This window comes from Amycolatopsis sp. lyj-84 (assembly GCF_046549075.1).
Classification (GTDB): Bacteria; Actinomycetota; Actinomycetes; order Mycobacteriales; family Pseudonocardiaceae; genus Amycolatopsis.
On the sequence record NZ_JAJPWO010000012.1, the window covers coordinates 89,172 to 103,742 of the forward strand.

5 protein-coding genes are annotated in these 14,571 nt (G+C 70.9%); 1 reads left to right on the forward strand and 4 read right to left on the reverse strand.

Annotated elements, in window-relative coordinates:
• Positions 1-124: 124 nt before the first annotated feature.
• Complete coding sequence (locus ACLJRM_RS31600) at positions 125-1,633, reverse strand: amidase (protein WP_410665131.1); 1,509 nt, start codon at positions 1,631-1,633, stop codon at positions 125-127.
• Positions 1,630-8,898, reverse strand: coding sequence for an amino acid adenylation domain-containing protein (locus tag ACLJRM_RS31605; RefSeq protein ID WP_410665132.1), 7,269 nt, complete (start codon positions 8,896-8,898; stop codon positions 1,630-1,632). The genes ACLJRM_RS31600 and ACLJRM_RS31605 overlap by 4 nt, the downstream gene beginning before the upstream one ends.
• Before the next feature lie 178 nt (positions 8,899-9,076).
• On the opposite strand from ACLJRM_RS31605, the gene ACLJRM_RS31610 reads away from it, so the two are divergent.
• Positions 9,077-10,321, forward strand: coding sequence for an MFS transporter (locus tag ACLJRM_RS31610; protein ID WP_101607069.1), 1,245 nt, complete (start codon positions 9,077-9,079; stop codon positions 10,319-10,321).
• A 657-nt stretch (positions 10,322-10,978) separates the two neighbouring features.
• Here the strand turns inward: ACLJRM_RS31610 and ACLJRM_RS31615 are convergent.
• A complete protein-coding gene (locus tag ACLJRM_RS31615; RefSeq protein WP_101608615.1) occupies positions 10,979-12,166 on the reverse strand; it encodes a cation:proton antiporter in 1,188 nt (395 codons plus the stop codon).
• Between the two features lie 76 nt (positions 12,167-12,242).
• A complete protein-coding gene (gene secD, locus ACLJRM_RS31620) occupies positions 12,243-14,522 on the reverse strand; it encodes a protein translocase subunit SecD (protein ID WP_410665133.1) in 2,280 nt (759 codons plus the stop codon).
• Positions 14,523-14,571: the final 49 nt, after the last annotated feature.

Here is a 14,571-nt window from a genome sequence, read left to right on the forward strand (position 1 = left end):
GGTACCGCGCCCGCGTTCCGGCTTCGGTGTCGCGAAAGCCACTTTCGGGACGTCTGATGTCGCGAAAGTGGCTTTCGCGACACCCGAGCGTCGGACCCGCGACCAGGGCACGTTTCTTCACCCCTCAACAGGAGGGCAGGAACTCCGGTGGCCGGCGTGCGCGGGCGGCCTGCTCGAACGCGTACGCCAGCGCCAGTACCGTCGGCTCGCTGTACCGGCCCGCCATGATCGACAGGCCGACCGGCAGCGGGCCGACGAATCCCATGGGGACGGTGATGTTCGCGTAGCCGGACACCGCGGCGGGCGCGGACGAACCGAACCGGTAGTCGTCGCCCCGGCCGAGCGTGGTCTTCCAGGCCGGGGCGTTCGTCGGCGCCACGATCGCGTCCAGGCGGTGTGCGCGGAGCGTGTCGTCCAGCCCGCGTCGCGCCGCCCCGGTCGCTTCCGCGCGCATGCTCAGGTACGCCGGTTCGGTCAGGTCACCGCTCGTGGCCTGCGCCTCCTCGAACAGCTCTTGCCCGAAGAATCCCATCTCGACGTCCGCGTTGGCCTTGTTGAACTCGATCAGGCCTGCCAGGTCCGCCGGGTGTTCGCCGGGGGTCGCCGCCAGGTACTCGTTGATGCCGTGCTTGAACTCGTGCAGCATCGACGGCAACTCGGTGCGGCCCACCACGTCCAGTCCGGGGATCGTCACCTCGACCGTCGTCGCTCCCGAGGACTCCAGCAGGTCCACGGCGCGCGCGAACGCCGCCAGGGTTTCCGGGCTGGTACCTCCGGTGGGATCCCAGAGGCCGATCCGCTTGCCGTGCAACGCCGCAGGATCCAAGAAGCGCAGATAGTCCGGCCGGGCAGGACTGTCCGAGGTGGACGGGTCGCCGCTGTCGGGGCCGTTGAGGACGGCCAGCAGGATGGCCGCGTCGGTCACGGTGCGGGCCATGGGGCCCGCGGTGTCCTGCACCACCGAGATCGGCACCACGCCGCTCCGGCTCACCAGGCCGATACTCGGTTTGACGCCGACGACCCCGTTCGCGCCCGCCGCGGTGACGATCGAGCCGTTCGTCTCCGTGCCGACCGCGACCGTGGCCAGGTTCGCGGCGATCGCCGCGGCGGAGCCGCTCGACGAGCCGCAGGTGTTGCGGTCGAGCACGTAGGGATTGCCGGCCTGCCCGCCGATCGCGCTCCAGCCGCTCGACGACCGCCGGTCACGGAAGTTCGCCCACTCCGACAGGTTCGTCTTCCCGAGGATCACCGCCCCGGCCGCGCGGAGCCGTTCGACCAGATGGGCGTCGGCGGCCGGACGCGACCCGGCCAGCGCGAACGAGCCCGCCGTGGTCCGCTGCCGGTCCGCGGTGTCGATGTTGTCCTTGAGCAGCACCGGGATCCCGTCCAGGATACCGAGCATCCGGCGGGCTCTGCGCCGGTCGTCGCTCTCCGCCGCGAGTCGCGGCGCGTCCGGGTTGGTCGTGATGACCGCGTGCAACCGGGGGTCGAGCAGGCGGATGCGGTCCAGGTAGAACCCGGTCAGCTCCGCCGAGGTCAGCGGACCGGAGTCCATCGCGCGCTGCAGCTCCGGGATCGTCGCCCGTTCGAGGTCGATCCCGGCGACCGTGGGACGGCCCGACACCAGCGTCACGCCTCCTCCGTCGCCTTCATCAGCGTGGTGAGCAACTCGGCCAGCTTCGCCACGTGCGGCGGGCGCAGCACGCCCATGTGGTCGCCGCCGACCCGGTGGACCTTGAGCCCGCCGGGAGCCAGCTTGACCCAGCGATCCTGGTACTGCGCGTAGCTCTGCCCGAAGTTGGTCTCGTGCAGGCCGTCGGCCAGTTCGTCGCCCACCAGCAGGTTGGTCCGGCCGGCGTACGGGCGCTGGCGGAAACCGAGCATCGCCTGGGTCAGCTCCCGCCACACCCGGATCCGGCGCGGCCAGAACGGGTCCCCGGGGATCGGCGGTTCCTTGGTGCCCTCGTCGATGATGTAGTCGAGCACTTCCGCGAACTGGCGGTGGATCTCGGCGAGCTCGTCGGGATCCGTCGTGTTGTTCAACTGGTCGAGGAGGTCCTCGCCACGGGCGAACATGGCGGTCTCCTCCCACATGTTCTCCCGCTTGTAGAAGTCCTGCGCCGGGTCGAGCAACATCAGCGTGAGCCGGTCGCCGTCGCGGTGCATGATGCGGGCCATCTCGCCGGTGACCAGCCCACCGCCGCACCAGCCGAGCAGGTGGTAGGGCCCCTCCGGATGCACCGCGCGGATCTGGTCCACGAAGAGCGCGGCCACGCTCGCGATGCTCTGCGGCGAGGGCGTGTCGCGGTGCAGGCCGGGCCACTCGAGCGCGGCCACCGGCCGGTCGGCGCTGATGTGCTCGGCCAGCCGGATGTACCAAAGACCGCCACCGGGGTACATGCAGAACAACGGCGGTTTCGAACCGGTGCGGCGCAGCCACACGACGGCGTCACGCGCCCAGGTCGCGGCGGATTCCATCGCCGCCGCCTCGGTCGGCCGGAAGCCGCCCTTGCTGGCCGGGTCGACGGCCTCGGCCAGATCGATCACCGTGCGGTGCTCGTAGAAGTCGCGCAACTCCACCGGCAGGCCGTGTTCTTCGCGGAGTTCGACCAGCACCCGGATGATCAGCAGTGAGTGCAGGCCCAGGTCACTGAACGGGACGTCCACGCCCACCTGGTCGATGGCGAGGCCCTTGGCCAGCGCGGTGGCGATGATCTTCTCCACCGCCGTGCGCGGGGCCATCGCGGTCCGGGCGGTGGCCGTCGGCTCGGGCAGGGCCTTGGTGTCGAGTTTGCCGCTGGGGGTGGTGGGCAGTTCGGGCAGCACCACCCACGCGGACGGGATCAGGTATTCGGGCACGGCACCGGCCAGCCGTCCGGGCAGCTCGGCCGGGTCCAGTCCTTCGTGTGCCGGGACCAGGTAGGCGACCAGTTCTTGGTCTCCACGGGCGGTCCGGCGGGCTCGCACGGCCACGTCGCGCAATTCGGCGTGCGCTCGCAGGACCGACTCCACCTCGCCCAGTTCGACCCGGTAGCCGCGGATCTTGACCTGGTCGTCCACCCGGCCCGCGAACTCCAGCACGCCGTCGTCCCGGTACCGGGCGAGGTCGCCGGTGCGGTACAGGCGCCGGCCGACGGCGTACGGATCGGGCACGAACCGGTCCGCGGTGAGGTCGGGACGGCCGCGGTAACCACGGGCCAGCTGCGCGCCGCCGATGTACAGCTCGCCGAGCACGCCGATCGGGACCGGCTCGAGGTCAGCGTCCAGTACGCGCAGCACGGTGTTGGCACCCGGGCGGCCGATCGGGACCGGCCCCGCCTCGAGGTCACCGGCCGCGCTCACGTGGGAAGCGCAGCCCACGGTGGCCTCGGTCGGCCCGTATTCGTTGTCCACCACCGTGTCCGGGGCGTGCCGGGTCCACGCGGCGAGCATGTCCCTGGTCAGCTCCTCGCCGCCCACGACGAGCCGGGCGGCCGCGCCGGGGAGTGCTTCGGCGGGCAGCATCTGGCTGAGTGCCGCCAGATGCGACGGGGTGAGCTTGACGAGACCGAATCCGCCCTCGCCCAGCGCCGCGACCAGCGCCTCGATAGCCGGGGTGCCGTCGTCGGGGGTGAGGGTGACCGGCCTGCCGGACAGCAGCGCGGAGAACAAGGACGTGACCGGCAGGTCGAACGCCATCGACGAGTACAACGGGGAACCCCCGGCGACGGCGGACTCGGCGCGCCAGCACAGGTAGTTGACCAGGTTGCGGTGCTCGACCATGACGCCCTTCGGCGTGCCCGTCGAGCCGGACGTGTAGATGACGTACGCGAGCGCCTCCGGTGTCGCGGTCCGGCCGAGGTCTCCGTCCGGGCGGGTGGCGATGGCCGGATCCCCGACGAGGACCGTCGTGGTGCCGGGCACCCGGTCGGCGAGGGCGGACTCGGTGACCACCGTGGTCGCGCCGGCCTCGGTGAGCACCGTGGCCAGCCGTTGCGCCGGGTGGCTCGGATCGAGCGGCAGGTAGGCCGCGCCGGATTTGAGGACCGCGAGCAGCGTGGTCACCAGCTCGGGTCCGCGGCGCAGGAGCACGCCGAGCACCGTCTCCGGACCCGCGCCTTGCTCGCGCAGGTGATGGGCCAGCCTGTTCGCGCGGGCGTCGAGGTCCGCGTAGGTGACCGTGGTCCCGTCCGCACACCGCAGCGCGATCTCGTCCGGGGTGCGGGCGGCCTGGCGTTCGAACAGTTCGTGCGCACACGCGTCCGGGTACTCGGCGACCGGACCGTCCGCGAACGACAGCAGCCGTTCGGTCTCGGCCGGGGCGAGCGCGGCACCGCGGACGTCACCTTCCGGGTCTGCGGCCATGGCTTCGAGCACCCGCCGGTACATCGCGGCGAGCGCGGGCCCGTGGACCGGGGCGATCCGGTCGGCCTGTGCCCTGAAATGCAGGACACCGGGGAAGCTCCACACGTCCACGCCGAACCCGTTGTAGCTCTCGTCCACGATCTTCGCCGTCTCCACCCGGTCGGTGTCGAAGACGTGGAAGTCCAGGTAGGCGAACGAGATGTCGACCAGCGGCCGTCCCCCGCCCCAGCGCCGCTGCAACTCCCCGATCGGGAAGCGCCGGTGCGGCCAGACGGCCACCTCTTCGGCGAACACCTGCCGGACCAGTCCGGTCCAGTTCGTCGCGGTCAGGTCGACGCAGACCGGAAGCGGGTTGAGGTGCATGCCCCTCGCGAGCTCACCGCCCGGTTCTTCGAGCCTGCCGTTGTGCACCAGTCCGGTGTGGAACCGGTTCGACCCGCTGATCGTGCTCAGCACCTTGAGGTGCGCGGCGAACAACACGGTCTTCAGCGAGGCGCCCGCCACTGCGGCCAAGGCGCGCAACCGCGGTTCCAGGTCGGCGTACCGCACGCTGATCTGGTGCGGAAGGCCGTCCGGGCTCGGTGCCGACGCCCAGCCCGGCGGCAGGCTGACCGGGTCGTAGCGATCCAGCCGGTCGTGCCAGAACTCCTGGTCCACAGTGGACTCGAGGGAGCGCTTCTCGTGGGCGATGAAGTCGGCGAAGCGCACCGGCGCCTGCTCGGGGAACGTCGGAGTGCGCCCGTCCCGAAGGCTGCGGTACGTGTCCAGCAGCTCTTCGAGCAGCGAGTGGTGGCTCCAGCCGTCGAGAACCGCGTGACACTCGATGAACGACAGCGTCCACCGGCTTTCCGCCGTCTGGTGCACATGGAAGCGCACCAACGGCGCCTTCGTGACGTCGAGCGGCTTGCGGCGGGTGTCGGCGACGAACTCCCCCAGCACCTCGTCGGCACGCGGCCCGGAAGTCCCGCGCAGGTCGTCGTAACCGACCTCCATCGGCGCACTGCGGTGCACCAGCTGCATGGGCTCCCGGTAGGTGGTCAGGTCGAAGGCGGTGCGCAGGATCTCGTGCCGCCGCACCAGAAGCACCGCCGCTTCCCGCAGCGCGGGCAGCGAGAACGGGGCGTCGTCGACGATCGGGAACAGTGTGATGTTGTGGTAGAGGCTGACGTCCTTGTCCGCCACCATCTCGTAGACCATCGCGGTCTGGCCCATGGACATCGGATAGGCGTCGGCGAGGTCGTCCGGCAGCGCCTTCCGGTCGGCCTCGCCGACCAGTTCGAACGGGGCGACCCGGCGGTCCTCGACCGGCCCGGCCGCCGTCCCGGCGAACCGGGTCAGACTCTCGACCGTCTGATGCAGCAACAGATCCTGCACGGTCACCGGGAGTCCTCGTTTGCGCAGCACCCCCACCACCTGGATGGCCCGGATGGAGTCACCGCCCAGCGCGAAGAAGTTGTCGTGCACCCCGACCGATCCGACACCGAGCGCCGTGCCCCACACCTCGGCCATGGCCCGCTCGCCCGGGTCGCGGGGAGCGACCGAACCGGCGGGTGTCGCGTGGCCCGCGACCGGCTCGGGCAAGGCGGTCCGGTCGATCTTCCCGTTGGCCGTCACCGGGAACCGGTCCAGCGGCACGAACGCCGCGGGCACCATGTACGTGGGCAGGAGCCTGCTGAGGTGGTCACGCAGGTCCGCCGCGTCCAGCCGGTGGCCGGCGACAGGCACGGCGTAGGCGACGAGGCGGTGCTCCCACTCCCCCGGCCGCCGGTGCGCGAGCACCACGGCACGGGCCACCGCGGCGTGGGCGGCGAGGGCGGCCTCGATCTCGCCCGGCTCGATCCGGTGGCCGCGGATCTTGACCTGTTCGTCGGCCCGGCCCGCGAACTCCAGATCACCGTCGAGGGTGCGGCGGGCGAGGTCGCCGGTGCGGTACATGCGGGCGCCGGGACGCGGCGAGTACGGATCGGGGCCGAACCGGTCCGCGGTCAGTTCCGGGCGGCCGAGGTACCCGAGGGCGAGCCCCGGCCCGGACACGTAGAGCTCGCCGGGCACGCCGACCGGCACCGGATCGAGGTTGCCGTCGAGCAGGTAGACGCGCAGGTCGGGCAGCGGCCTGCCGAGGGGACTGCGCGGGCCCTCGGTGGTGTCCTCGGCACGCAGCCTGCGGTAGGTCACGTGCACGGTCGTCTCGGTGATCCCGTACATGTTGACCACGGCGGGCCGTTCGTCGCCGAAGCGGGCGAACCACGGCGCGACGTCGGCGACGTCGACGGCCTCGCCGCCCAGCACCACGAAACGCAGCGCGAGCGACTCGGGCGGGGTCTCCGCCTCGGCGACCGCGTCGATCAGCCGCCGGAACGCCGACGGGGTCTGGTTCAGCACGGTGACGCCCTCGGCGATCAGCAGGTCGAGGAAGTCCCACGGGGAACGGGAAACCGTGAACGGCACGACGACGACGCGTCCACCGTGCAGCAGCGCGCCCCACAGCTCCCAGACCGAGAAGTCGAAGGCGTAGGAGTGGAACAGGGTCCAGACGTCGTCCGGGCCGAACGCGAAGTCGGCCGCGCTGGACCGCAGCAGCCGCAGCACGTTCGCGTGCGTGACCGGGACACCCTTCGGCCGCCCGGTGGAGCCGGACGTGTAGATCACGTACGCCACGTCGCCCGGTCCCGCCAAGTGCGCCGGGTCGGTCTCCGGCCACTCGGAACCGGGCTGGTCGAGCAGGACCGCGGTGACCGGCTCGCCCGCCAGCCACCCGGCGAGCTCACCCGTGCTGACCACCGTGCCGACCTCGGCGTCGGCTCGCATCATGGTCAGCCGCTCGGCGGGCTGGGCGGGATCGAGCGGCACGTAACCCGCGCCGGACTTGAGCACGCCCAGCAGGGCCACCACGAGATCGAGTCCCCGGTCGAGGCAGACGCCGACCAGCTGTCCCGGTGCCGCGCCGTGCGAGCGGAGCCGATGGGCGAGCCGGTTGGCCCGCGCGTCGAGCTCGGCATAGGTCAGGTGCTCGCCGTCGAAGGACACGGCCAGCGCGTCCGGCGTGCGGGCGAGCTGTGCCGCGAAGACCTCGGGCAGGCTCTCCTCGGCGGGGAAGGTCAGGTCCGGGCCGTTCCCGGCCGCCAGCAAACGTTCGCGTTCCTCGCCCGCCAGCATGGCGAGCCCGCCGAGCCTGCCGTTCGGTTCGGCGGCGATGCTTTCCAACAGCTGGACGAAATGGCCGGACATCCGGTGCGCGGTCGCGGCGTCGAACAGGGCCGTGGCGTAGCCCAGCTGCCCGGTGACGGAACCGTCCTGGCGGGTGGCGAGGGTGAGGTCCAGATCGTATTTCGCCACGTCCCAGCCCGGGGACTCCACCTCGGCGCCGAGGCCGGCCAGGCGGCGCGGCCCGTCGTCGTCGCCGAGCTGGAACACCACCTGGAACAGCGGGGTCCGGGACGGGTCACGCTCCCCCGCGAGTTCGTCGACCACGAGATCGAAGGGGGTGTCCTGGTGGGTGTAGGCGTCCAGCGCGGTCGCCCGCACCCGGGTCAGCAGGTCCACAAAGGACTGTTCGGCGGACAGCCCGGCGCGCTGCGCGATCATGTTGACGAACATGCCGAGCAGACCCTCGGTCCGGTCCTCCTCGCGCCCGGCGACCGGGCTGCCCACGACCACGTCGGTCTGCCCGGAGTAGCGGCCGAGCAACACCTGGAAGGCCGCCAGCAGCACCATGTACGGCGTCGCGCCGTGCTCCCGGCCGAGCCGGGTCAGGCTCTCGGCCAGCGGCCCGGGCACGACGACCGGCACGGTCGCGCCCGCGCTGTCGCGGACCGGTCCGCGGGGCCGATCCGTCGGAAGCTCGAGCGGGGCGACCCCGTCGAGTTGCTTGCGCCAGTACTCGACCTTCTCGGTGAGACGACCACCGGTGAGCCGGTCCCGCTGCCACACGGCGAAGTCCCCGTACTGCACCGGGAGCGGCCCGAGCGGAGACGGAAGGCCCGCGGCGAACGCCGCGTACACGTTGTCCAATTCGGACAGAAGAATGTTCTCGGACCACCCGTCCGACGCGATGTGGTGCACGGAAAGAAGGAGCACGTGGTCCACATCGGACAGACGGACCAGCAGAGCCCGTAGCGGCCACTCTTCGGCCAGGTCGAGCGGGCGAGCGCCCGCTTCGGCCAGCACATCGTCGAGGGACTCCGGCCGGTCGGCGAGGTCGAGCCGTTCGAAGGGCACCGGCCCCGGCTCGTCGATCACCTGCACGGGCTCGCCGCCGGAACCACCTTCCGGGTACCGGGTGCGCAGCACCTCGTGCCTGGCCACGATCTCGTCCAGTGCCCGGCGCAGCGCGGGTACGTCCACCTCACCGCGCAGCCGCAGCCGCACCGGCATCAGGTAGTCGGCGCCGCCGGGCCGGGTCTGGTCGAGCAACCACAACCCGCGCTGCGCGAACGAAAGCGGCAGCGGCCGGTCCCGGGGCACCGGGGTGATCCCGCCGGAAGCCTCGACGTTGCCGATACCTCGCAGCCGTCGCCGCAGCAGTTCGGCACGGGAGTTGCCTCGGGTGTCCATGGTCCGCCTTCCTGTCCTGCCACCAAAGACCGGGAGCCAGGGATGATCGGTCGAGGATGCCCGGCGGCCGTGAGCGGGCGTCAGGGTGAAGGTGGTGCCCGTTCACGCAGCGCGCCGGGTGCCGGAGTGCCGATCCTTCTCTGTGCGCGAGTGCCCGTGCCCACGAGCATCGGGGACCATGAGTCCCCCCGTGCCCCCGCTGTATCGAAACCGTGACTTCGTTCTGCTGTGGGCCGGATCGGCGGTGTCGATCCTGGGCTCGAACGTGTCCAATGTGGCGTACCCGCTGTTGGTGCTCGCGCTGACCGGCTCGGCCACCGACGCCGGTCTCGCCGGATTCGTCTCGCTGCTGCCGCAACTGCTGTTCCAGCTGCCCGCGGGTGCGCTGGTCGACCGGTTCGACCGCAAGCGCATGATGATCTACTGCGATATCCTGTGCGCGCTGGTGCTGAGCACCCTGGTGGCGGCCCTGCTGTTCGGGCGGCTGACCCTGCCGCACATCCTCGTGGTCGGCTTCCTCGAAGGCACCTTCGCGGTGTGCTACCGATTGGCCGCCGCGGCCGCCGTGCCCAACGTGGTCGACGCGTCGCAGCTCCCCCTGGCGCTGGCGCGCAACGAGGCCCGCCGCCGGGGCGCCGCCATGCTGGGCAAACCCCTCGGCGGGATCCTGTTCGGCTTCGGCCGCGCGGTGCCGTTCGTGTTCGACATCGTCAGCTACGCGATCTCGGTGCTGACACTCGGCTTGATCCGCAAGGACTTCCAGGTCCAGCGGGACACCGCGAGCCGCCGCCCGCGCGCCGCGGAGTTCACCGAGGGCGCCGTCTGGCTGTGGCGGCAGCCGTTCCTCCGGGCGACCACGCTCCTGATCGCCGGCAGCAACCTGTTGTTCCAGGGGCTGTTCCTGACCGTGATCGTGTCCGCGAACAACCACGGCGCCTCTCCGGCGACCGTCGGTTTCATGCTCGGCATCATCGCGGTCGGCGGGGTGCTCGGCTCACTGGTCGCCCCCGCGGCGGCGAGACGGCTGTCGCTGAAGACGGTCGTCATCGGGGCGAACTGGGTCTGGCTCCTGCTGGTCCCGCTGCTGGCCGTGGTGGACGAGCCGCTCCTGCTCGGCGCGGTGTTCGGCGCGATGGCCTTCGTCGGTCCACTGTGGAACGTGGGGACCTCGGCCTACCAGCTCGCGGTCACCCCGGACCACCTCCAGGGCCGGGTCCTCGCCGCCGCGGGCATGATCGCCTTCGGGGCCGTCCCGCTCGGGTCGCTGATCGGCGGTTTCCTGCTGGGCTGGGTCGGCGCCACCACGACGGTGTGGCTGTTCACGCTGTGGATGGCCGCGCTGGCCCTGGCGACCGTGATCAGCCCCTCGGTCCGGTCGGCACCGGACCTGGCCGAACTCGAAGCGCCCGCCCCGGCGAAGTGAAGGGACGGGGCCGCGCGGGTAGGGCGTGGAGAGGGTTGGTCATGAGTGGCGATTCGGGTTCTATTGAGGGGTAAGTCAAATGTGGCATGACCGAGCCGTCTGCGGCGAAGGACCCCTTCGCTGGCTTCAAGATTAAGAGGTGGCCTTCGTGACGTGGCCCTGGACCGGCCTGCAGGCACCAGTCGCTCCCTGAGTGTCCACAAGGGACACTTCTGGCGACAGAATGTCCGATTGATGGTTAGATATGCGGTTTTCGATGGGGTCATGAGTGACAAAGAGGGTTATTGAGGGGAAGGTCAAAAGTGGCGTGTTCGAGCGGGGTGAGCGTTCACGTGTGTTCGGGCGGCGTTCACGCGTGATCAGAGACGGATCACGTGTGCTTGGAGCCGGATCTCGTGTGATCGGGCGACGATCACGGAGTTCGCCTTCTGATCACGCGAGATCCGGCCCCAATCACGCGAGTCACGCCTTCGCTCACCTTGGGTTCAGCCACAACGTCACCATGAAGGCCACACCAGCCTCCCGGGACGTCGCGAAAGCCACTTTCGCGACATCAGACGTCCCGAAAGTGGCTTTCGCGACACGGCCACTCGGCACCGGACGCGGCGAAGGATCCCTTCATCCGCGCCGACCCCGCCACCTCACGAGGTGCCCTGCTCAGGAGGTCTTCGACTTGCGGTTCAGGAACGCCGACGCCCCGACACCGTGCGCGGCGACGCTCGCCAGCACCGTCACCGACATGACGCTCAACGCGACGTCCGCCGCGTCCCCGTCGAGTGAGTTGTAGGCCAGCAGGCCGAACACGATCGACGCCGCGCCGCGCGGCGCCAGGAAGCCGATGGTCATCCGGTCCCGCCACCGGAAATCGGTCCGCAGCAAGGTGAGCAGCACCGGGATGAGCCGGGCGACGGTCAGTGCGACGACGCTGACGATCACGACGCCCCAGGTGAGGCCGAAGGACAGCACCAGCACCGCGGTGCTGCCGAAGACGAACCACATCAGCAGCCCGCACAGAGAACTGACGTCCTCGGCCAGCCCGAGTTCGTCCTCGCTCGGATGGCGCGCGGTCTTGTAGGCGATCCCGCAGATGAACGCGGCGACGAAACCGTTGCCGCCGATCGCGACGGCGGCGGTGTAGGTCAGCAGCGGCAGCGCGACGGCGGCGACCCGTGCGGAATGCCGCGTCGACCAGCCGTGCTTGCCCGTCACGTTCATCGCCACCGCGGCGACCGCGCCGATCACGGAGCCCGCCAGCACGGCCAGCAGCGCCGCCGGGATCGCGGTCTGCAGCGCCTCACCCGGCGTGTTCGCCTGATTGCGGCTCCCCGCGAGGGTGAGCGCGAAGATGAACACCGGGGCGACGACGCCGTCGTTGTAGCCGCTTTCGACGTTCAGCAGATGCCGCACGCGTTCGGGCACCCGGACGTCGTGCACCACCGACGTCGCGGGCGCGAAGTCCGTGGGGGCGATGATGCAGGCGATCAGCAGCACCACCGTCCACCCGAGCCCCGGCAGCACCAGCAGGCCGACCCCCATGACGATCAGGATCGTCAGCGGCAGCGCGATCAGCAGCAGCCGCACCGCGGTCTTGGCGTCATGACCGAGATAGCCGCCCTTGACCGCGGTGGCGTCCACGAACAGCAGCAGGGCGAGGATCAGTTCCGCGGCGTTGAGGGCGATCTCGGTGTTGAGCCCGTTGCCGAGATCGTTGCGGGTGCTGAACCCGATCGCCAGCCCCGCCGCGACCATCGCCATCGGCGCGGTGATCTGCCACCGTTCCAGCCGTGCCGCCGTCATCGTCCAGGCCAGCACGACGACCGCACCGACGAGCACGCTCTGGATCATCTACCCGCCCCTCGTTCCCGGTGGACTCCCCTGCCACCGGGAACGAGCATAGAGGCCGTCCACAAAGGAACGCCGATCACACCACCGCGCCGTTGTCGTCGCGCTCCCGTACCCGCGACGGCTTCCTGACCGGACGCCCGGCCCCTGGCCAGCGTTTGTCGAGCAGAATCGCGACGGGACCCGCGGTGGCCACAGTGGACACCGTGCCCGCGATGAGGCCGAGCAGGAGCGCGAGGGCGAAGTCGGCCAGCGAGCCGTCCCCGAGGAACAGCAGCGCCCCGAGGACGAACAGCACCCCGATCCCGGTGTTGATCGTCCGGGGCAGCGTCTGCAGGACCGCCGTGCCGACGACGCGGGCGAACGGCTCCTTGCGGCGCTGCCCCCGCACCTCCCGGACCCGGTCGAAGACCACCACCGAGTCGTTGACCGAATAGCCGATCACCGTCAGGAGCGCGGCGAGGAAGACGCCGTCCATGGACTTGCCCAGCCAGGCGAAGATCCCGACGATGATCAGGACGTCCTGGGCGAGCGCCGCCACCGTGGCCAGGCCGAGCCGCCAGTCGAACCGCACCGCGAGGTAGATCAGCTGCGCCAGCACCGCGAGGAGGAGCGCGACGACCGCCTTGGTGCGCAGTTCGGCGCCGAGGCTCGGGCCGATCTGCTCGTCGCGGATCTCGGTGGCGTCGCCCGCCACCCCGGAGACCGCGGTCCGGATCCGCTCGGTGGCGGCCTCGTCGATGGGCTCGGTGCGCACCGAGATGTCCTTCTCACCGGACACCTGCACGACGGCGCGGGGGAATCCGGCGTCGGACACCGCGTCCCGGACCTGTTCGACGTCGGCGGGCGCCGAGGTGCTGTATTCGATCACCCGGCCGCCGGTGAACTCGACGCCCAGGTTCGGTCCCGCCACGAACAGTCCCGCGATCGCGGCGATCACGATCGCGCCCGCCACCATCAGCCAGCGCCGGGGCTTGCCGAGGAACTCCGGATCGCGCCGGTTCACCCACTGGCGGACCCGGCCTTCGTGGGTGAGCCCGGAAAGCCGCGGTTTGCGCGCGACCACACCCCGCATCGTGAGGTGCAGCAGCAGGCGGGTGAACACGAGCGAGATGAACAGTGCCACGACCACGCCGATGGACAGCGTCACCCCGAACCCGCGCACCGGGCCGGACGCCAGCCAGAACAGCAGCCCCGCGGCGAGCAGGGTGGTCACGTTCGAATCGACGATCGCCGACAGCGCCCCGCTGAACCCGCGGCTGACCGACCGGGGCAGCGAGCCTCCCTGTTTCACCGAATGTTCTTCTCTCGCCCGTTCGAAGACGAGCACGGTGGCGTCGACGGCCATGCCGATGGCCAGCACGAAGCCCGCGAGACCGGGCAGGGTCAGCGTCGCTCCGATGGCGAGCAACGCGCCGTAGGACACCGCCGCGTAGGCCACCAGGGCACCGACGGCGATGAGTCCGGCCAGGCGATACACCGCGAGCAGGAAGAGCGCGGTCAGTCCCAGGCCGATGACGGCCGCGCGGGCGCTGGCGTCGATCGCGGCGGCACCGAGGGTGGGGCCGACGGTGCGCTGCTCGATGATCTCGACCGGCGTCGGCAGCGCGCCGGCGTTGATCAGCAACGCCAGGTCCTTCGCCTCGGCCGGGGAGAAGCGCCCGGTGATCTGCGTGCTCCCGCCGACGATCCCGACCCCGCAGGCGACCTGTGGGCTCACCTGGGGCGACGAGATCACCTTGTCGTCGAGCGCGATCGCCACCCGGCGGGTCGGATCACCGGGCGGGGAGCAGGCCGCCTGGCCGGTCAGCCGCTCCCAGGCGCGGCCGGAATCCCCTTTGAAGTCAACGGAAACGAGGTGGCCGCCGCCCTGTGAATCGATCGTCGAGAGCGCCTTGTCGACACCTTCACCGGTCAGCGCCGCGGGTCCCAGCGTGATCGGCTGGCCGCTCTCGTCGGGCAGCACGCGGCTTCCCTGGGCCGCGTCGGTGGAAGCTCCGAGCACCGGGTGGAAGGACAGTTGTGCGGTGCGGCCGATCACTTCGACGGCCTCGCGCGGATCCCGAACGCCGGGCAATTCGACGATGATCCGCTTGTCCCCGGAGCGGGCCAGCATGGGCTCGGCGACGCCCAGCGCGTCGACCCGGCGGCGCAGCACCTCGAGCGTCCGGTCGGTGGTCTCCGCGTCGGCGGTGATGGTGGGCGAATCCTTGGTCTCCAGCACGATCTGCGTGCCACCACGCAGATCGAGCCCCAGGCGCGGGGCGGTGGTCAGCAACAAGTACACGGTCGCGGCGAGGATGACCAGCGAGACGACGGCTCGCCCGGTCATGCCTCGCCGCGCGGTTTCGCGCGGCACGACGGTTTCTCCTCGATGAATTCCTCCGCGCGCGGCAGAAGGCGCGCGG